This is a genomic window from Methylophaga nitratireducenticrescens (genome assembly GCF_000260985.4).
Classification (GTDB): Bacteria; Pseudomonadota; Gammaproteobacteria; order Nitrosococcales; family Methylophagaceae; genus Methylophaga; species Methylophaga nitratireducenticrescens.
The window spans coordinates 759,331-779,416 of the sequence record NC_017857.3; the positions used below are offsets into that span (position 1 = coordinate 759,331).

Genomic DNA, 20,086 nt, shown 5'->3' on the forward strand with positions numbered 1-20,086 from the left:
AAACCTATGACAACGAATACTGAAATCATGACAAAACCTGCTGCCCACACATGGTGGTGGTATGCACTTTTATTATTGGCAGCCATTGGTATTTTGTCGGTTTATCATGAAGTATTGGATGTTTATGAAATCTCAATTCTGATTTTTACTGCTTTCAGTATGGGCTTTGTCGGCAATCAATGGCCCAGTTTCCGCGGCCACACTATTGCTGTTGCCATACTTAGTTTAATGGCCTTGCAGTTATACGGTACCAATCTGGAGGCTGCTAAAACCAACGGATTGCTCAAATATATGCTGGCCAGCCAGTCAGCTATTATGTGGATGAGTGTGTTTTTTATCGCCGCCACATTCACCTATTTTGGTGGGTTGATTTTCCGCTCCGACTATACTGAAAAAGTGGGTAGCGCATTTACCTGGATTGCTACGACCTTTGGTATGACAGGATTGATGGTTCGCTGGCGTGAAACGCATATGATGGGTGCTGATATTGGTTACATTCCTGTCAGCAACCTCTATGAAGTTTTTGTTCTGTTTGCCGTGGTGACTGCACTACTGTATCTATTCTACGAACGTCGTTATCAAGTGCGCAGTCTGGGTGGATTCGTCTTACTGGTTATCTCTGCTGCTGTGATATTTCAGCTTTGGTATGCGTTTGAACGCAATGCCCACGAAATTCAGCCATTGGTCCCGGCATTACAAAGCTACTGGATGAAAATTCATGTACCAGCCAATTTTATAGGGTACGGTGCGTTTGCCATGGCGGCCATGATTGGTATTGCCTATCTATTGGTCAGCTGGCGGAGTGAAAAGGATCCAGACAGTGGTTTGGTTAAAGCTCTGCCGCCGCTAACGATGATGGACGACTTGATGTACAAAAGCATTGCGTTAGGCTTTGCTTTTTTCACGGTCGCGACGATTCTTGGTGCATTGTGGGCTGCTGAGGCCTGGGGTGGATACTGGTCATGGGATCCTAAAGAGACCTGGGCATTGATTGTCTGGTTGAACTATGCCGCATGGTTGCATATGCGAATGACAAAAGGCTGGAATGGTAAACCTATGGCATGGTGGTCAATTGTTGGACTGTTTGTCACTTTATTTGCTTTTCTAGGCGTTAATATGTTCCTGTCTGGGCTTCATTCATACGGCACTTTGTAATTAAAATTTAAGGATATTGAAATGACGAGATCAATTCGTGCTTTGTTATTAACCACAGCGGTATTGCTAATGCCATTTTCTGTGTCAGCTGATTCAGCAAGCTACAAAGAGGGCGATCACTACAAGCCCACCACTGAGCGTATGGCGAAAAACACCTCAAATGACCAAATTGAAGTCATCGAGTTGTTCTCGTATTCCTGCCCCCATTGCTTTACTTTGGATTCACAAATCATGCAATGGAAAGAATCCTTGCCTGAAAATGTGAAATTTACTCAGGTCCCGGCTATTTTCCGTGACAGCTGGTTGCAGTTGGCTAGAGTGTTTTATGCTGCACAAGTGACCGGTGATTCCGAAAAATTGCATAAAGCATTGTTTAATGCGATTCATATTGATAAGCGTCGTCTCGATACCGAAGATCGTTTGCTCGACTTTGTCGAAGAGCAGGGCATTGATCGTGAAAAGTTCGTTGAAACGATGAATTCGTTTACAGTCAAAACCAACGTAAAAAAAGCATTGATCATCAGCCAGACATCTGGCGTTCAGGGCGTTCCAGTTATTATCGTCGATGGACGTTATTTTACTGACGCACCTCTGGCAGGTGGGATGACTGAAATGCTTAATGTGGTTGAGCATTTGATTGAAAAAGTTGAAGCTGAAAAATAACGTAAATTTTTTAGAACGAATCAGGCCGGTAAGCGAAAGCAACCGGCCTTTTTTATAATGCCGCCGGAAGTGTTTCATTAATTTCAGCGGGTGGGGTAGAAATATTTTGATTGACTTCATCATGGTGCAGCATAATATCGTAATAACGTCGAATATTACCGACATAGCGTACGGGTTCTCCTCCCCTTGCGTAACCATAACGTGTTTGGCTGAACCACTTCTGCTTTGCAAGTAAAGGGAGATTCTCTCGAACATCTGCCCAACGGTCTGGATTGCCACCATTTTTTTGTGTAAGCACTCTTGCGTCTTCCAAATGGCCAAGCCCAATATTATAGGCTGCTAATGCAAGCCAGGTTCGGTCTGGTTCCTCAATACGTTCAGGTAAACGGTTTTTCATCATGGTCAGATAGGCTGTGCCGGCAAAAATACTTTGCTGTGGATCTTTACGATCACTTACCCCCATTTCATTAGCGGTTGCCTGAGTGAGCATCATCAAACCACGCACACCAGTACTGGAAACAGCTTCTGGATTCCAGTGTGACTCCTGATAGGCTATAGCCGCCAATAATCGCCAATCAAAGTTATAAGCTAATGCAGCCGCTTTAAAGAATGACTCGTATTGCGGCAGATGTGTTTGAATACGCCTATGAATTGCACGTGAGTCTACATAATCAAAACGGCGTATATGACCAAAATATTTTTCGATTAATTGATCAAGGTATCCTGAGTTTTCGATTTCATCAAAAAAAGTATTAACGGCAAGTTGTAAACTCATATCGTCACTGCGTCGCATTCCCCACGCTAATGGTTGTGGATCCGACACATCAAAAGCGACTCGTAATTCAGGGTAAAGGCTATGGCTGGCAGCCATTTCGTTAGAATCAACGATGGTGTAATCAATCAGCTCGAGCTGAACCAATTCAAGTAAACCGCTGGTATCAATTGATTGATTTTCGGTCCAGGATAACAACGGAATTTCTTGTTGAAGTGTCGTTAGTTGTTCAGCATGGCTACTATTGGCAACAATTTCCAATTGGCCGGTGTTGATCTCCGTAATATCACGTGGTTTCGTAGTGCCATGACGGTAAATAAGTTGTTGTGTGGCTTCGTAATAGATAGGTCCAAAGCGTAATCTTTTTTGCCTGTCACGGGTAACTGTTAATCCTGCAGCAGCAATGTCTGCCTGCCCGTTATCAATCATATTGAGAGTTTTACTGAGAGTGTCAGGTACCGATATTTTTAAATTAACACCAAGGAAATCGGCAAAGCGTTGTGCAAGTTCGAATTCAAAACCTGCCAGTTCATCACCATTATTATAATAACTGGTCAAACCGTAACGACTGACTACACGAAGTTCACCGCGCTCCAGAATTTGCTCCAGCTGATTACTAGGGGCGTTGCAAGCGTTTAGTACGCAGAGCATGCAAAGGAGAAAAATTAGCTTTTTCAAAACTTCACTCTGACAGTAGGGCATGAAATTATCCTACATAAGTAAGGCTTTGCACATCAAATTTCCCAAAACTTACCAATGAAGAATTGAAAAGTGTGATGTCTACCGCTTTGCGCGGAAAAAATCCCTGAGCAGCTTACTGCTTTCCTCAGCCAAAACCCCATTTTCATATTGAACACGATGATTTAACTGGCTGGTATTAAAAATATTCATACAACTACCCGCCGCACCGGTTTTCGGTTCAGTAGCAGCGAAAACCACTCGTTCTATTCTGGCGTGAACAATCGCACCTGCACACATGATACATGGCTCCAGCGTGATATACATTGTGGAACCGGGAAGTCTGTAGTTCTGTTGATGGGCGCAGGCCTCGCGTAATGCAACAATCTCGGCATGAGCCGTGGGATCCTGTTGGCTGATAGGTTGATTCCATCCTGAACCAATGAGTTCATCCTGCAGGACAATAAGGGCACCGACCGGTACTTCACCATGTAGCTCAGCCTGTTGCGCCAATATTAATGCCTGACGCATCCAATACTTATCGTTGAACATGACTTATATGAACATCAATTAGGTTGAGTAATCGCTGGCTGGCACCTTTACTTTGTTCAATCAGGAGTTTACCCGCATCTCCCATTTCAGCGCGACGCTGTGGATCTTTTAATAATTCAATAACAGAATCGGCTAATTGTTCAGGATTTTTTACTTCAATCGCTGCATGATGCTCGAGAAATTGTCTGGTTACTTCTAGAAAATTAAAATAATGAGGGCCTGTGATAACGGGACGTGAGAGTGCAGCGGGTTCTAGTATATTATGGCCACCATGATTAACAAGACTTCCGCCAACAAATGCCACATCGGCTGTTCCATAAAAAACAGATAACTCTCCCATGGTATCAATTACCAAAGCCTGAACCTGGTTTCCACACGGTTTACCTTCACTTCTGCGCAGTGTATTTAATCCACTTCGCCGGCACAGTGCCGCCACACGATCAAAGCGTTCAGGATGGCGCGGTACGATGATTAACAATAAATCACGAAACTGGCTACGGATTGTACGAGCAGCATCCAGTATTAATTCTTCTTCACCATCATGGGTGCTGGCAGCAATGAACGACGGTCGATTTCCCCATAACGCACGTATTGATTCTGCTCGCTCTAAAACGCTGGCAGGTAAACTAATTTCATATTTCAGGTTACCAACAGCATGTACTTTGTTCTTAAGCGCACCAAGTTGAACAAAGCGTTCACGATCGCTCTGCGTTTGTGCGGCAATAAGCGGTACGTTCTCAAGCATCTGTCGTGTAAAGTTGCTGACTTTCTGGTATCCACGAGCACTGCGGGCAGACAGTCTTGCGTTAGCAATTACAACTGGGATTGAACGTTCAGCACAGATCAACAGCAAATTAGGCCATAGCTCAGTTTCCATAATAATGCCGAACTGCGGCTGCATTGCGTCCAGGAAATGTTTGATGGCAAATGGCATATCATAAGGTAGATAGACATGTAGCATCGCATCAGCAAACAAAGTTTTTACTCTGGCACTACCGGTTGGTGTCATGGTGGTGATAAGAATTTGATGTTCAGGATATCGTTCTTGCAAACCCTTAATAAGAGGACGACAAGCCTCGACTTCACCTACAGATACGGCATGAACCCAGATTAGATTTTGCTTGGAGGAACGCGAAGGGATGCAGCCAAAACGCTCATTCCAACGTTTGAAGTAATCAGGTGCTTTAAAGCTTCGCCAAATTAATCTCATCAATATGAGCGGCAATGCCAGATAAAATAATATTGAGTAAATGACTTTCAAATTGGACTCACGGGAGACAGTTTTTTAAGCTTAAATTGACTTGGGATGATAGCATAGACACTGTTTTGTATTGTTATTGCACAGATGAAAATTCTCAGTAAAAAATTCCTTCACCCTCGCTTTTGGCCTAATTGGCTTGGCTTGGGGTTAATGCGCATCTCTATTTATTTGCCCAAATCCTGGCAATTGTTTGCGGGTCATAGTTTGGGTCGTCTAATGCGATTATTTATGAAGGATCGTGAGCGTGTCGCCAAGCGAAACCTTGAACTATGCTTCCCTGAAATGAGCCTTAAAGCACGAAAAGACTTACTGAATGAAAATATGCTGACCATGGGCATGATGCCAATTGAGACGGCTATAAGCTGGTGGGCCAGCGACAAGAGCCTCAATAAACGAGTCGAATACCATGGACTTGAACATATTCAGAATGCGTTGGCCAAAGGAAAAGGGGTTTTATTACTGACAGGACACTTTACCAGTATGGAGCTAGGTGGCCGCTTAATCATGCTTAAACAACCTTGTTATGTCATGTTTCGCGAGCTTAAAAGCCCACTATTTAATGCTGTTATGATGCATCAGCGTCAGCGTCATAGTGAAGGCATAATACTGCAAGCAGATATGCGGGGTATGTTACGGGCATTAAAAAAGAATAATGTGGTGTGGTACGCACCGGATCAGGATTTTGGCCGGAGAACCAGTGTTTTTGCCAAATTTTTCGGTGTAAATGCCGCCACTATTCCAGCAACAGCACGGCTTGCCAAAATGAGTGGTGCAGCCGTTGTACCATATGTACCAAGACGCTTGCCCAATGGAAATTATGTGATTGATATTGGACCAGCCTGGGAAAACTACCCAATTGGTGATGAACTGGCTGATGCGCAAAGAGTAAATGACTGGGTAGAAGCAGAAATAAAAAAAACGCCGACACAGTACTTATGGGTACATCGGCGATTTAAAACCCAGCCAGAGGGCAAAGGGTTACTCTATAAAAAGCTCAGGGGCTAACGATAGAATGGTGAAAAACTGTAGCTAAACATTAATGATTCAGAGCCAGGATTATTTTTGGCCAGATCAGCATTAGACATATGGTAGAGGGTCAAAGCTATGCGTGAAGATGGATTGATTCGATAACCCAGTTCAATGCCTGAGCGAAATAAAAACCCACTGCCTAAATCCTGACCATCACCATCTTCATACGCTACACCTGCCAACTGGGGTGTTAACACCCATTTTTCTCCCATGTTTATATCGTAGCGGGCGCCGGCATGTACCCAGTAGCCGCCGTCAGAATTGGCACTCACCCCAACGGCTGGAATGAGATTAAAGAATGAGTCCTGCGAGGCAAATCGATATTCGACGCCCAACTCGAGTGAATTATCACTCTCAAAAACTTCAAAACTGCCTGCAGAGATAGCCACTTCTGGAGATTGTGCTTCAACGCTAAAGCAGGCCAGCAATCCTAAAATTCCGACAATGCCCTGTTTTTTCATTTTTTTATTATCCTTTTTAAACTTATCAAAATCAGGTTATTAGATAACATGATTCAAGCAATTTGAGAAGTTTAAAAACAAAAAACCACCCGAAGGTGGTTTCTTGTGTTCGATAAAACGTCGTATTAACGTTTTGAGAACTGTGGTTTCTTACGTGCTTTATGCAGACCAATTTTCTTACGTTCAACAGCACGTGCATCACGAGTGATGAAGCCTGCGCTACGTAGGTCAGTTTTCAGTTCACTGTTATATTCAACAAGCGCGCGGCTGATACCATGACGAATCGCACCAGCTTGGCCGTTGTTACCACCACCACGAACGGTGATTTTTAAGTCAACTTTGTCAAGCATTTCAACCAGTTCAAGTGGCTGACGAACAACCATGCGAGATGTTTCACGACCGAAGTAATCTTCAAGGCTGCGTGTGTTGATGGTGATGTTGCCGCTGCCTGGCTTCATGAATACACGAGCGGTTGAACTTTTGCGACGGCCTGTAGCGTAGTAAGAATCTGCCATGACGATATCCGATTAAATTTCCAGCATTTTAGGTTGTTGAGCTGCGTGTGGATGTTCAGTACCAGCATAAACTTTCAGCTTGCTGAACATTGCACGGCCCAGAGGATTTTTAGGCAACATGCCTTTCACTGCTGTTTGAATAACACGCTCAGGCGCTTTATCCAATTGTTTTTCCAGTGAGATAGATTTAATACCACCAATGTGACCTGTGTGATGGTAGTAAATTTTATCTTTCATTTTGTTGCCAGAAACACGCAGTTTCTCAGCATTAACAACAACGATGTAATCGCCGGTATCAACATGAGGAGTATAAATAGCTTTGTGTTTGCCGCGCAGACGGCGAGCGATTTCTGTTGCCATACGGCCCAGAGTTTTGCCATCGGCATCAATTACGAACCAGTCGCGACGAACTTCTGCTGGTTTTGCACTTAAGGTTTTCATTCCGCGGGGTGCTCCTGAAAATATACGCATGCGGTCAAATAAAGAGGGAGAATGTTACGGATTCAAGCAAAGTCTGTCAACTGCAATTAACTAAATAAGAATAGCAAAAAGCCACCCAGTACTAAGCGGTAAATGACAAAAGGCCACATGCCTATCCGTTCGAGTAGTTTAAGAAACAAAAAGATACAGATGTAAGCGCTGATGGCCGAGAATACCGCGCCAGCAGTTAAGGCGAACCAGTCCGTTGCTTGATCAGCTTTGATTAGTTTAACTGTTTCCAGGCCCCCTGCCAAAAAAATAACAGGAATGGATAATAAAAAAGAGAAGCGGGCAGCAGCTTCACGTGTTAATCCCAACATCAAGGCTGCGGTCATAGTGATACCTGAACGTGAAGTCCCCGGGATGAGAGCCAATGCTTGGGAGAATCCAATAATAAAAATGTCTTTCCAGCCCATTTGTTCTTCTTGGCGATTTCGCTTGCCTTTCCAGTCTGCCCAGCCTAATAACAGACCGAATAAAATCGTTGTTGCGGCAATAACCAGCGGACTGCGTAGGAATAGCTCGATGAAGTCATCCAAAAATAATCCGGCCAGTCCGACCGGGATAGTTCCGATAATGACGGCCCAGGCTAATTTACTTTCACCTACAGTTTGTCTTTGTTGCAAGGAGCGAATCCAATCAAAGATAAGTTGTCTGATGGTCGCTCGAAAATAAAAAATAACCGCTGTCAGTGTGCCCACATGCACTGCGACATCAAAGGCCAGTCCTTGGTCTTCCCATCCAGCAATAATGGGTAACAGTATTAGATGCGCAGAGCTTGAAATGGGGAGAAACTCTGTCAGACCTTGTAAAAGAGCAAGTGCAATGATTTGTACAATTTCCATATTTTTCTCGTTTACGGACTGAGTCGGCAAAAGGCCCAGTATTTATGGGTCTTATATTATCCGGCTTCGTGTTAAAATTTGCGATCGAATTATCACTTTTCAATCAGGATTAGCTGACCCGTTATGTCAACTCGTATAAGAGAAATCCCTTATAACTACACTTCTTTCTCAGATCGTGAAATCGTTATTCGATATCTGGGCGAGCCGATGTGGGAAATTCTGCAACAGTTGCGTGAACAACGCAAAACTGGACGCAGTGCGAATATGTTGTTTGAAGTTTTGGGTGATATGTGGGTTATATCGCGTAATCCTTACATTCAAGATGATTTGATTGAAAACCGTAAACGTTGGGATTCTCTCCGTCATGCTTTGCATCATCGTCTGGATCAGATCCGTCAACGTGCAACTGAAAATGAAAATCAATTAGCGCTTGAGCTTGAGCATGCAGCTCGCAAGGCAGTAGGGAAGTTTGAGCATGAGCTGCTGGCAACGGCGGATCGTCGCAAAGTGGTTATGCGCCGTCTTAGCCGTGTGACTAAAAAACACAACATCTGCTTTGATGGCTTATCTCGTGTGTCGCATGTAACAGACGCCACAGACTGGCGTGTTGAATATCCGCTGGCCGTTATCAAACCGGATACCGAAGAAGAAATGGCCGCTATTATTGCCGCCAGTATCGAGTTGGGTCTAACCGTCATTCCTCGAGGCGGTGGTACCGGCTATACCGGTGGTGCGATTCCGTTGACTGCGGATAGTGTCGTTATCAATACCGAAAAACTGGAAGGGTTAGGTGCTGTCGTTTACCGCAAGCTTCCCGGACGTGATGATGAAGTTGCTACTGTACGTGCTGAGGCCGGTGTTGTAACCCGTCGATTGTCTGATCTTGCTGGTAAAAATGGTTTGGTCTTTGCTGTGGATCCGACGTCTCAGGATGCCTCGACTATCGGCGGAAATGTGGCGATGAATGCGGGTGGTAAAAAAGCCGTTATGTGGGGAACCGCACTGGATAATCTGGTTTCCTGGAAAATGGTGACGCCCGATGCGACTTGGATGGAAGTGGAACGGCTAAATCACAATATGGGCAAAATCCATGATATTGAGATGGCGACTTTCAGAATCAGTCGCTTTCATGCAGATGGCAAAACATTGTTGGAAGCGCCTGAAGAGATTGCCATACCTGCACAGCAGTTACGCAAGTTGGGCTTGGGTAAAGATGTAACCAACAAGTTTCTGGGTGGCTTGCCTGGCATTCAGAAAGAAGGTTGCGACGGCTTGATTACCTCTGCGGTGTTTGTTCTTCACCGCATGCCACAGTTTATTCGAACGGTTTGTCTGGAGTTCTTTGGTAACGATTTGACCAAAGCTGTGCCGGCAATTGTGGAAACCAAAAACTTTCTTGATAACAACAAAAAAGTATTGCTCGCTGGTATGGAGCATTTGGATGAGCGTTACGTCAAAGCAGTGGACTACAGCACCAAAGCACCCCGTTCAGAATTACCGAAAATGGTCTTACTGATCGATATCGTCGGAGATGATGAAAACGCTGTAGCTGAAGCCAGTTCGGAAGTAGTGCGTTTATCGAATGCTCGTGAGGGCGAGGGGTTTGTGGCGGTCAGTCCTGAAGCCCGTGCCCGATTCTGGGCTGATCGGGCGCGTACCGCAGCCATTGCTAAACATACCAATGCTTTCAAAATTAATGAAGATGTGGTTATTCCACTTGAGCGTTTGTCCGAATATAACGATGGAATTGAACGCATCAACATTATTCATTCCACTCAAAATAAATTGCGCATGGTAGAAGCGGTATTGCAGTTCTTAAGCAGTCAACCAAAAGAATTGAAACAAACTGTCAAAAAACTCGATGACAGCGCTGAAAATGACGCTATTCTGCAATCGAAGATTGATACTGCCTGCAGCCATTTGCGTGTGGTACAGGCTCGCTGGCAGGAAGTCCTGGATAACCTAGATTCGGTCGCGTTGAATCATAAAGAATTGTTATCCGATGAAGTCCTGAATTTGCTGGCTGAGACCGATACTTTATTTAATGTATTGCAACGCCGAGATTTACGTATTTCTTATCGTAAAGAGGTTGAAAAACCACTGAAAGAACTGTTTCAGGGACAATCTCTGGAGGCGTTGCGTAACAAATTGGATGATATTCATAAGGAGTTACGTTCAAGCCGACTGTTTGTTGCCACCCATATGCATGCCGGTGACGGTAATGTGCATACGAATATTCCGGTGAACTCAAACGACTATCAGATGATGCATGAAGCTGAACTGATCGTTGATGGGGTAATGAAGCTGGCAGGTGAATTAGGAGGCGTTATCTCTGGTGAGCATGGAATTGGTCTGACCAAAATGCAATATCTGGATAAAGCCACTATAGATGCTTTTGCTGGATATAAACAGAAGGTGGATCCACTAGGCCGTTTCAATGCCGGTAAACTGCTCGCTGGCTCAGGCCTGGAAAACGCTTACACACCTTCTTTGAGATTACTGCAACAGGAAGCACTAATTCTTGAAGCCAGCGATTTGGGTGAGATTAATAACGATATCAAGGATTGCCTGCGTTGTGGTAAATGTAAGCCAGAATGTACCACCCATGTACCGCGTGCCAATTTGTATTATTCACCCCGCGACAAGATCCTGGGTACAGGTTTGATTATGGAAGCATTCCTCTATGAGGAACAAACCCGCCGTGGCATTTCAGTACGTCATTTTGAAGAAATGAATGATGTAGCCGATCACTGCACAATTTGTCATCGCTGTCTAAACCCATGCCCGGTCAATATAGACTTTGGTGATGTATCAGTGAAGTTGCGGGCTGTGTTGAAGAAACAGGGCAAACGTCATTTGAATCTGGGAACATGGTCGTCAATGGCGTATTTGAATGCTACGGACCCTTTGACCGTTAAAGTTATGCATAAAACCATGATTCAAATGGGGTTCAAAGCTCAACGTCTGGCACACTCGGCAGCTAAATATCTGGGACTTCTGGCTAACAAAAAGAAAAAGCCTCCCTTACCCACTACAGGTAAAACACCATTACGTGAACAGGTTGTTCATTTTGTTAAAAAACCCATGCCGGGTAATCTGCCGACGCGAACCACGCGTGGCATGCTGGGACTGGAAGATGACAAAATGGTACCGATTCTGCGGGATCCAAACAAGGTCAGTGAAGATTCCGATGCGGTATTTTATTTCCCTGGCTGTGGTTCAGAACGACTGTTCAGTCAGGTGGGGCTGGCAACTCTGGCGATGTTATATGAAGTAGGTACTGAAACGGTGTTACCTCCCGGGTATTTATGTTGCGGTTATCCACAGGCTGCTACCGGTGATGATGACAAAGCTACAGCTATTTCCACCAGTAATCGGGTGTTATTCCATCGAGTGGCCAATACGCTGAATTATATGGATATCAAGACCGTTATCGTGTCTTGTGGAACCTGCATGGACCAACTGCTCAAATATGAATTTGAAGCAATTTTTCCGGGCTGCCGCTTATTGGATATTCATGAGTATCTGATGGAGAAAGGCGTCAAGATGGAAGGGGTTGATGGTGTGCAATATCTCTATCATGAGCCTTGCCACACACCAATGAAGACCTATAAATCTACCAATGTGGCCGCTACATTACTGGGTCAGCAGGTGACATTGAATGATCGTTGCTGTGGTGAGGCGGGGTCGTTTGCTGTCGCTCGTCCGGACATTGCCACTCAGGTACGATTCCGCAAGGAAGAAGAGATCACCAAGGGCATTCAAGAGTTGACCGGTCAGGACAAGGCAGTCAAAGGTAATGTGAAAATGCTGACTTCCTGTCCGGCCTGTCAGCAGGGTCTGTCACGCTACAACGAAGATACCGGTATTGAAACCGATTATATTGTGGTGGAAGTGGCTAAACACGTGTTAGGTGAACAATGGCATACACAGTTTATTGATAACGTGAAAGCAGGAGGTATTGAGCGGGTACTGCTTTAGCAGGTTTCTTGTTATCCCGAACGCAGGAACTCTGCGTTCGGGATTTTCAACGGTGCCAGCTTTAATGCATGGGCGTTAATACCTCGCCATTGAAGCTGACACGATCCCAGCCATAACGCAGAAAGTTACGGATATTCTGATGGTCTTCACCTTTGGGATTCAGCAAAACATCGCTACGATAATAACGTCCAAAACAGGCTAAGGTCTGCGATTCCCCCAATTCATGCAAAATGCCAAAAAACAGAATTTTGCATGATCCATTATTCTCTCCAGCATCATTATGCAGCTCACCGTTATGAAATGCAGTTGGGTTGAACTGGTAATTGGCATCAATTACCGCAATGGTATCTTCGAAATCAATTGCGGACGGATTATCAGTCAACGTGTTGAGAAATGTCGCTAAATCCATGGTAAAACTCCAAAATCAATAAAAAAAGCGGGAAAATTCGGTCACTGGTTCACGAGCAGTTCGGTATTTATTGACCGCAGCATGAGGATCTTCATAACCTATTGCCATACCACACACCAGAATAGTGTCAGCAGGATACTCCAGAATTTTTTTAACATTTTCAGGGTATTCCGCCAGAGCGGCCTGCGGACAGGTTGCCAGGCCTTTATCCTGTGCTATCAGCATCAAATTCTGTATAAACATACCCAAATCCAGAAATGATCCGGTCTGCATCTCGGCATCCATAAAAAACAGCAGCATCACCGGTGCGTCAAAAGCCCGATAATTGGCTTCCCATTGTTTCCGTTGGGCGTGTTTGTCTTTCCGGTCAATCTGCAAACTCTGATAAAGCTGTAAACCACAGGCACGACGACGATCTATATACGGCGACTGCCAGGTCTCGGGATAATAAACATAGTCTGGTCTGGACGCATGACCTTCTCTGAAAGCGTGAATAAGACTCTCAGAGAGTTGTTGTTTGGTGTTGCCGGTCACGACTGCTACTTGCCAGGGCTGGGTATTGGCGCCGGAAGGAGCATGACGGGCAATATCGAGGATTTCATGGATAAGTTTATCGCTTACCGTTTTATCCAGAAATGCCCGGGTGCTATGACGTTGTTTGATAAGCTCATCAATCTTCATATTTCGGCTCTGCTTCTTTTAATCTCAGCACAAACCCTATCATTACCGCCGCTAAGACCAAAAGCATCAATTGCAATTCAATATGTCCCCATAACAAGGTGATTGAAAAGCCAAAGGCGATGATCAGCATAATAAGTGCCTGGATTTTGGTACGACGCCGTACGGTTTTGGTTTGATCCCATTGTTTGAGGGGGCCGCCTATCCACCGGTTATTTAACAACATAGCGTGAAACCGTGGTGAGGTCTCGGCAAAACAACCCAAGGCAAGAATCATAAATGGCGTAGTTGGCATCACCGGCAAAAATGCGCCAATTATTCCTAAAATGACGCATAACCAGCCACAGCTGAAAATTAAAAAATGTTTGATTCTTTTTTTCATATAAAAATAGTGACTTGAATATCTAAAATTAAGGTTAGGGTCTGTTGATTTTTTAAAACCATCAATTCAGGAGGCTCATTTCACCCAACAATACGGAAGTGATACGGCGTCGTTATTCTACAGAAGTCACTTTCAACACAGTCGTCGGGGTGAATTGCTGCTCTGCTGGAGACCCCATGGTTATCCGCATAGATTTATTGCTGAAAATTTATCAGAACTTGAACATACCATAATGCTGGTGAATATATTTGAAATACGAAAGACAGCTGGGCACCGAATAAAAAGCAAAAAACACTCAGTGCCATTCTTAATTTATTCTGTAGCAATTAACGGCTCGAGATATGTTTAAGTTAGTTCTTACCGGTGGAGCTTACAAGCATTACACCGAAAGCTTTATGACACCAGAACAGATTGATGACGTAGATATCAGCAAGTTTCTGCGAGAAGAGGAACGTTATATTTAGCTTAGGCGTTATAATGGATTAACCAATTCTGGTGTTTGTAGTGAGTTTTTAATGGCAATTCAGTGGTTCCCCGGACATATGCATAAAGCCGGGCTGGAGATGAAAAAGATCCTGCCGCAGATGGATTTGATTATTGAAGTGCTGGATGCCCGACTTCCTTATAGTAGTTCCAATCCCATGCTTGCGGCTATTCGAGGTGATAAGCCCTGCCTTAAGGTGTTGAACAAGGCCGATCTGGCGGATCCGCAACTGACTGAAATCTGGCAACAATATCTTGAGCAGGAACAGGGGATCAAAACCCTGGTTCTGTCTGCCAATGAGACTTCTCGTGGCAAGGAATTAATTGCGATGTGCCAAAAAATGGTACCGCATAAAGCCAGCAGTGTTAAAAAAATTCAGGCACTGATTATGGGCATTCCCAATGTTGGTAAATCGACATTGATAAATGCACTTGCCGGGCGACAGATTGCCAAAACCGGTAATGAGCCTGCTGTGACCAAGGTTCAACAACGTATTATCGTTGATGATGTGGTGGTCTTACATGATACACCGGGTGTGTTATGGCCCAATCTGGAAAATCATGACAGTGGGTATCGTTTGGCCATTACCCATGCTATTAAAGAAACTGCGTTTGAGAATCATGATATTGCCTTATACGCCGTCAAGTATCTTATGCAGCAATATCCTCAAGCCTTGTTCAGTAGATTTCATGTCGATGACATCACTGACCATGAGCAAACGATGCTGGAAAAAATGGCCCAGAAACGTGGTTGTATTAAAACCGGTGGTGTGGCCGATATTGAACGGATAAGTAAGATTCTGCTTACTGAATTACGCAATGGTCAGCTTGGCAAGCTGACGCTGGAAACACCCGAGATGACAGAACGGGAGTGGTTGCAGGTAATACAGAGACGTGAAGAAAAAGCGGCCAAAAAAGCGGCACGTAAAAATAAACGGTGATCCTCTTCAGCAGAATAAATGTATTTCTGTAACATCTGCTGTCTGAAACTGTCTGTTGAGTAACGGTTGTGGAGAATTATGTTATGCGAATTTTAACGGTATTACTGATATTTATGCTGGCAGGCTGTGCGGCGACACAACCCTCGATATACGCAAAATCCCATAATGACATCGCTTATGAAGAGGTGCTGCAGAATTTTGAATCATATGAGCAGCAAACGGTACGTTGGGGTGGAATGATTGCTCATGTAGCGAATTATGAGAATTTTTCAGAATTGACCATCGTACAGTTCCCATTAACGCGTTATGGTGTCCCCATCTCAAGTGAAAAAAGTGCTGGTCGGTTTATTGTTCGAAGTGAAAATTTTCTCGATCCAATGATTTATTCCCCAGAGAAACTGGCGACCTTTATTGGTACCGTTAACTCACTACAACTGCAAAAAGTCGACCAAAAAATGTTATCGCTACCGTTGATTACACTCGAGGAAAGTCACGTGTGGCCACAAAAAGATCCTGAGTCTTCACGGCCCTATAATCCAAAGCATGATGCGCCATTTTTAGGCTATGGCTATTATGGAACTGGCTCTTACTCTCCATAAAAACCACTACTCGTACCACTCTATTAATCTAAATAATAATTATTTGCATTTAGATTAATCGGTCCTTATACTGCATTTAACCTTATCAATATTGCTGAGGTATACGAGATGCAGTCATCAAAAAATTATTTTCCGAAACAAAATGCAATACATGTGGCGTTTAGTCCTGATCGACTAGAAGCATTAATCAGTCAGGGGAAACTACATGCCGCTGACTTTAACTGTCTGGATAAAAAATCCAAACGAACTGTGTGGAGCATGCTGCTTGCAGCGGCAGCTCACAGATTGAGTTAATCATGAATGTAAACAGAGCAGAGAGAGCAGAAACCTGGTGCGAAGCGGTCATTTTGGCCGCCAATGAGCAATTGGAATCAATGTACCGCCAACACGCTTCAGCATGTATTGCGTTGCAGATTTCGAGAAACTATCGGTTATTACTTACCCATAACGAACACCCTTTAAAGAAACAGCACTGGCGAGCCTTATCGCAGCGCTGGTTACTCAGTTACCAACTTCATCGAGGCCAACAGCGTGGATTACCGGATATGTTGGAAAGTCTCTGAATCGTCAAATTTAAAATAAGGATCTTTACCATGGCTTCAAATTCCTGTCAGCCGGAAAACGTCTTTTCTTCCAGTACCTGTGATATCCAGTTTTGTCCTGATTGTAAGATGGTTCACGTTAATATGGGCGCTATCACCATCCGTATGACGGAGCAGCATTTTGCAACGTACGCGATTGATATCAGCAAAGCCTTGTTTCATATGCGGCAACGTGAAATACATCAGGCCGATATGCGGGTAATGATGTAAAAAGAACTTTCATACTATTACTTTTGATCAATTCTGAAATTCGTCCTTTAGATGATCAGTAAAAAAGGGAGCCAGGCTCCCTTTTTTGTCTGAAAATTATGGCAAGGTAAAATTTTGTTGTTGTTTTCAGCTATGCTTGTAGCTGCACTGAAAAAATATTTGGAATAGGCTGATGCTGAAAGGGATAAAAGTCACAGCGATTGTGATCATTTGCTTGCTGATGCTCATTTGGCTAACCTGTACTTTGTTGCTGAATCATGCAAGAGATCTCAAGCTGGACCAATACAAACTGACCACCCCCTGGTTGCTTGAACATTATCAGCTAACCGTTGTGCCGGTGGAGCATGGCTGGATATTGGCCGAACTGCTGTTTTTGGAAATTGACTCACAACTTTATGTGAATGCTGAACCTGAGCTGAGACTTAACCGTCCATTATTAGGGGGAATTTTACTGGAGGACATTATTGCACTGGCTACGGATGATAATCTGATCCTGTTTGATACAGAAGGCCAGTACATCGGTACGCTAGGAGCTGCAGAGCTAATCCCAGCGGAAATTCAGAATATTGGTTTGCATCACGGTCTACCAGTGCTACAGACGCGTAGTGGAATGTGGCAAGGTAATCCGATATTGGATGATTGGCAATTAATATCATTGCAGGGTGTTTCATGGAGTAAGTCGATTCCTGTTCCAGAATCATCGCTGCACGAACTTAGGCAGCAGCTAGAAGCCCATAACATCAAGCTGACAACGCTACTTGAAGATATCTGTAACGGACGATTTTTTGGCGAAAAGGGTCGTTGGCTGATTGATGCATTATTACTGTTAATAATGGTTCTTGCATTACGCGGCATGTTTGGATTAACAGACAAGTCATAATGGCGTGGTTATGTCATTATAAAAATTACTTTCGGGAGGTAGGTTTTTGAGACAGACAGGGTTTCCGTTTCTGCCCAAAGACTTCATTGAAACTGAAGATGGATTGATATTTGCCGTAGTCAGCTATCACTCACATGATCAGAAAGTGGGCTGCTTTTTACGTTATGTGCAGGATCAACATGGTTGGCATAAAGTGGATACTGAACAGGCTAACCGTTTACTTGAACGCCATCATCCAGAATTTTTATTTTATTCCAGCCAGTTTGATGCAGCCTTTCATGCGGTTCCGGTGAACAGCATTATTCATCATCACCGTCCCGAGCAACGATTGCAGCAATTACTGAAACAACCAGCCGACGATCCACTGCAGCATAAACTACATAAATTGATAGCCATTTTGCAGCAATATTCAGTGGATATTACTGCTCTGGGACTCACCGGTTCAATGCTGGTAAATCAGCAAAAAGCGACGTCAGATATTGATCTGGTTATTTATGGACGTGACACTTTCCATCAATGTCGCTCTGCCATTAAAAAAGCAATCGCAGATAACCTGCTGCAGAAGCTGGATAAAACTCAAATGCAGGAAAACTATCAGCGGCGGGATAGTGAGCTGGATTTTGATACGTTTAGCTGGCATGAATACCGGAAATGCAATAAAGCGATGATTGATGGCAGTAAATTCGATATTGGAATGGTCTGTCTTAAAGAAGAATTGGATATAGAGCATCGGCATTTTCTCAAACAAGGCATTAAAACCATCCAATGCCGGGTGACCGATGACAGTCGTGCATTTGATTTCCCTGCACGATACCGAGTTGATAATGCACTGACACCTGAAATTATTTCCTTTACCCATACCTACGTTGGACAAGTGGAAAAAGGAGAATTCATTGAGGTTTGCGGTGCATTGGAATGCGATGCTTCCGGGACCTGCCGAATTGTGGTCGGTTCTACACGTGAAGCCCGAGGCGAATATATAAAGGTGATTGAACAAAAATGAGCGAACTGATTCAAAATACAAAAGCAGATATAGGCGTAGTAGGTTTAGCCGTGATGGGGCAGAACCTGGTGCTCAACATGAATGACAAAGGTTTTAAGGTAGCGGTTTATAACCGGACCACCTCCAAAGTCGATGAGTTTCTGGAGGGACCAGCAAAAGATACCAATATTATCGGTTGCCATGATCTGAAAAAATTTGTCGAAAGCCTGCAAATGCCTCGTCGTGTTATGTTGATGGTGAAAGCGGGCCCCGTGGTGGATTCCTTTATTGAGCAACTGGTTACCTATCTGGATAAAGGCGACATCATTATTGATGGCGGTAACTCGCTGTTTAATGACAGTGACAGACGTACCCATGAACTGCATAAAAAAGGCATTCTGTTTGTCGGCAGTGGTGTTTCAGGTGGTGAGGAAGGCGCACGTTTCGGACCTTCTTTGATGCCTGGTGGTAATAATGCTGCTTGGCCTGCAATTAAACCCATTTTTCAAGCCATTGCCGCACAAGTTGATGGTGAGGCCTGTTGTGACTGGGTTGGTAATGATGGTGCAGGCCATTATGTAAAAATGGTGCATAACGGCATTGAATACGGTGATATGCAATTGATTTGCGAAGCCTATCAAATGATGCGTGAAGGCCTGGGTATGTCGGGAGATGAAATTCAGCAGGTATTTTCTGAATGGAATGAAGGCGTTCTGGACTCCTATCTGATCGAGATTACCCGCGATATCCTGGCGGTTAAAGAGCCGGATGGCAGTTTGCTGATTGATCATATTCTGGATACTGCCGGTCAAAAAGGAACAGGTAAATGGACAGGTATTAATGCACTGGAGTTAGGTATTCCATTAACGCTGATTGGAGAAGCCGTATTTTCCCGCTGTTTATCTGGTCTGAAAGATGAACGGGTGACTGCCTCTAGTGTTTTGCCTGCAGGGGCAGGTGAATTTTCCGGCGATAAAGCTGAAATGGTTAACGCAATTCGTGATGCCTTATACGCCTCGAAAATTATTTCCTATGCCCAGGGTTATATGTTGATGCGTGAAGCAGCCAAAACCTATGGGTGGGAACTCAATTATGGTGGTATTGCATTGATGTGGCGAGGCGGTTGTATTATTCGCAGTCGCTTTCTGGGCAATATTCGCGACGCTTTTGAACGTAACCCCCAACTGGGAAATCTGTTATTGGATGATTTCTTCATTGATGCAATCACTGAGGCCTTACCGGGTTGGCGTAAAGCCGTTGGCTGTGCCATCAGTCTTGGGGTTCCTGTACCTGCATTCAGCAGCGCATTATCTTTCTATGATGGTTATCGCAGTGAACGCTTACCGGCCAATTTATTGCAGGCCCAGCGAGATTATTTTGGTGCTCACACGTATGAGCGGCTGGATAAGCCCCGCGGTGAATATTTCCATACCAACTGGACTGGCAGAGGTGGTAATGTTTCAGCATCCACCTATGAAGCGTGAAGCCTGTAAATTGAAACACTGAAGAGGGCGGGGTAACCGCCCTT

The 20,086-nt window shown here is 44.3% G+C and carries 23 protein-coding genes; 13 read left to right on the plus strand and 10 right to left on the minus strand.

Going from position 1 to position 20,086, the window contains the following annotated elements:
- The first annotated feature begins 6 nt into the window (after positions 1–6).
- Together ccsB and Q7A_RS03575 are read left to right on the plus strand one after the other, a co-directional pair.
- On the plus strand, positions 7–1,155 hold the full coding sequence (gene ccsB / locus Q7A_RS03570; protein WP_014705965.1) for a c-type cytochrome biogenesis protein CcsB: 1,149 nt from the start codon (positions 7–9) through the stop codon (positions 1,153–1,155).
- 21 nt (positions 1,156–1,176) lie between these two features.
- On the plus strand, positions 1,177–1,818 hold the full coding sequence (locus Q7A_RS03575) for a thiol:disulfide interchange protein DsbA/DsbL (protein WP_014705966.1): 642 nt from the start codon (positions 1,177–1,179) through the stop codon (positions 1,816–1,818).
- A 52-nt stretch (positions 1,819–1,870) separates the two neighbouring features.
- On the opposite strand, the gene mltF is transcribed toward Q7A_RS03575, so the two are convergent.
- From mltF to waaA, 3 genes are all read right to left on the minus strand, one after another.
- On the minus strand, positions 1,871–3,292 hold the full coding sequence (gene mltF, locus Q7A_RS03580) for a membrane-bound lytic murein transglycosylase MltF (RefSeq protein WP_014705967.1): 1,422 nt from the start codon (positions 3,290–3,292) through the stop codon (positions 1,871–1,873).
- 78 nt (positions 3,293–3,370) lie between these two features.
- Entirely contained in the window at positions 3,371–3,820 is a 450-nt protein-coding gene (tadA, locus tag Q7A_RS03585; RefSeq protein ID WP_014705968.1) for a tRNA adenosine(34) deaminase TadA, read from the minus strand.
- Positions 3,807–5,081, minus strand: a complete 1,275-nt coding sequence (gene waaA, locus Q7A_RS03590) for a lipid IV(A) 3-deoxy-D-manno-octulosonic acid transferase (RefSeq protein ID WP_014705969.1) — start codon at positions 5,079–5,081, stop codon at positions 3,807–3,809. The genes tadA and waaA overlap by 14 nt, the downstream gene beginning before the upstream one ends.
- 150 nt (positions 5,082–5,231) lie before the next feature.
- Between waaA and lpxL the strand changes: the two genes are divergently transcribed.
- Positions 5,232–6,086, plus strand: coding sequence for an LpxL/LpxP family Kdo(2)-lipid IV(A) lauroyl/palmitoleoyl acyltransferase (lpxL, locus tag Q7A_RS03595; RefSeq protein ID WP_238595946.1), 855 nt, complete (start codon positions 5,232–5,234; stop codon positions 6,084–6,086).
- Here the strand turns inward: lpxL and Q7A_RS03600 are convergent.
- The 4 genes from Q7A_RS03600 to Q7A_RS03615 form a co-directional block, all read right to left on the minus strand.
- Positions 6,083–6,571 (minus strand): acyloxyacyl hydrolase, encoded by a 489-nt coding sequence (locus Q7A_RS03600; protein WP_014705971.1) that lies wholly within the window; start codon positions 6,569–6,571, stop codon positions 6,083–6,085. The genes lpxL and Q7A_RS03600 overlap by 4 nt on opposite strands.
- 125 nt (positions 6,572–6,696) lie before the next feature.
- The gene (gene rpsI, locus Q7A_RS03605; RefSeq protein WP_014705972.1) at positions 6,697–7,086 is read right to left on the minus strand and encodes a 30S ribosomal protein S9; all 390 of its coding nucleotides are present in this window, start codon (positions 7,084–7,086) and stop codon (positions 6,697–6,699) included.
- Between the two features lie 12 nt (positions 7,087–7,098).
- Positions 7,099–7,527 carry a 50S ribosomal protein L13 gene (rplM, locus tag Q7A_RS03610; RefSeq protein ID WP_014705973.1) on the minus strand — a complete coding sequence of 143 codons (429 nt, stop codon included), beginning with the start codon at positions 7,525–7,527 and terminating at the stop codon, positions 7,099–7,101.
- 86 nt (positions 7,528–7,613) lie between these two features.
- Positions 7,614–8,411: an undecaprenyl-diphosphate phosphatase gene (locus Q7A_RS03615; RefSeq protein WP_014705974.1), complete on the minus strand. Its 798-nt coding sequence runs from the start codon at positions 8,409–8,411 to the stop codon at positions 7,614–7,616.
- A 123-nt stretch (positions 8,412–8,534) separates the two neighbouring features.
- Between Q7A_RS03615 and Q7A_RS03620 the strand changes: the two genes are divergently transcribed.
- The gene (locus Q7A_RS03620) at positions 8,535–12,392 is read left to right on the plus strand and encodes a DUF3683 domain-containing protein (RefSeq protein WP_041354323.1); all 3,858 of its coding nucleotides are present in this window, start codon (positions 8,535–8,537) and stop codon (positions 12,390–12,392) included.
- 61 nt (positions 12,393–12,453) lie between these two features.
- Here the strand turns inward: Q7A_RS03620 and Q7A_RS03625 are convergent, their stop codons facing one another.
- The 3 genes from Q7A_RS03625 to Q7A_RS03635 are packed head-to-tail and all read right to left on the minus strand — an operon-like array spanning position 12,454 to position 13,861.
- Positions 12,454–12,801, minus strand: coding sequence for a HopJ type III effector protein (locus Q7A_RS03625; protein ID WP_014705976.1), 348 nt, complete (start codon positions 12,799–12,801; stop codon positions 12,454–12,456).
- 15 nt (positions 12,802–12,816) lie between these two features.
- On the minus strand, positions 12,817–13,482 hold the full coding sequence (locus Q7A_RS03630; protein WP_014705977.1) for a nitroreductase: 666 nt from the start codon (positions 13,480–13,482) through the stop codon (positions 12,817–12,819).
- Entirely contained in the window at positions 13,472–13,861 is a 390-nt protein-coding gene (locus Q7A_RS03635; protein WP_014705978.1) for a YbaN family protein, read from the minus strand. Before Q7A_RS03635 ends, Q7A_RS03630 begins: the two co-directional genes overlap by 11 nt.
- A gap of 341 nt (positions 13,862–14,202) precedes the next feature.
- Here Q7A_RS03635 and Q7A_RS15615 point away from each other — a divergent pair, with 341 nt between their 5' ends.
- The 9 genes from Q7A_RS15615 (at position 14,203) to gnd (ending at position 20,042) form a co-directional block, all read left to right on the plus strand.
- The gene (locus Q7A_RS15615) at positions 14,203–14,325 is read left to right on the plus strand and encodes a hypothetical protein (RefSeq protein WP_014705979.1); all 123 of its coding nucleotides are present in this window, start codon (positions 14,203–14,205) and stop codon (positions 14,323–14,325) included.
- A gap of 51 nt (positions 14,326–14,376) precedes the next feature.
- Positions 14,377–15,285 (plus strand): ribosome biogenesis GTPase YlqF, encoded by a 909-nt coding sequence (gene ylqF / locus Q7A_RS03640; RefSeq protein WP_014705980.1) that lies wholly within the window; start codon positions 14,377–14,379, stop codon positions 15,283–15,285.
- Positions 15,286–15,368: 83 nt separating this feature from the next.
- Complete coding sequence (locus Q7A_RS03645; RefSeq protein ID WP_014705981.1) at positions 15,369–15,884, plus strand: Slp family lipoprotein; 516 nt, start codon at positions 15,369–15,371, stop codon at positions 15,882–15,884.
- 108 nt (positions 15,885–15,992) lie between these two features.
- Positions 15,993–16,178, plus strand: coding sequence for a hypothetical protein (locus tag Q7A_RS03650; RefSeq protein ID WP_014705982.1), 186 nt, complete (start codon positions 15,993–15,995; stop codon positions 16,176–16,178).
- Positions 16,179–16,180: 2 nt separating this feature from the next.
- Entirely contained in the window at positions 16,181–16,447 is a 267-nt protein-coding gene (locus Q7A_RS03655; RefSeq protein ID WP_014705983.1) for a hypothetical protein, read from the plus strand.
- A gap of 30 nt (positions 16,448–16,477) precedes the next feature.
- Positions 16,478–16,696, plus strand: a complete 219-nt coding sequence (locus Q7A_RS03660; protein ID WP_014705984.1) for a hypothetical protein — start codon at positions 16,478–16,480, stop codon at positions 16,694–16,696.
- Between the two features lie 172 nt (positions 16,697–16,868).
- Positions 16,869–17,576 carry a hypothetical protein gene (locus tag Q7A_RS03665; RefSeq protein ID WP_014705985.1) on the plus strand — a complete coding sequence of 236 codons (708 nt, stop codon included), beginning with the start codon at positions 16,869–16,871 and terminating at the stop codon, positions 17,574–17,576.
- Positions 17,577–17,622: 46 nt separating this feature from the next.
- A complete protein-coding gene (locus Q7A_RS03670) occupies positions 17,623–18,579 on the plus strand; it encodes a hypothetical protein (RefSeq protein ID WP_014705986.1) in 957 nt (318 codons plus the stop codon).
- The gene (gene gnd, locus Q7A_RS03675) at positions 18,576–20,042 is read left to right on the plus strand and encodes a decarboxylating NADP(+)-dependent phosphogluconate dehydrogenase (RefSeq protein WP_014705987.1); all 1,467 of its coding nucleotides are present in this window, start codon (positions 18,576–18,578) and stop codon (positions 20,040–20,042) included. Before Q7A_RS03670 ends, gnd begins: the two co-directional genes overlap by 4 nt.
- Positions 20,043–20,086 lie beyond the last annotated feature (44 nt).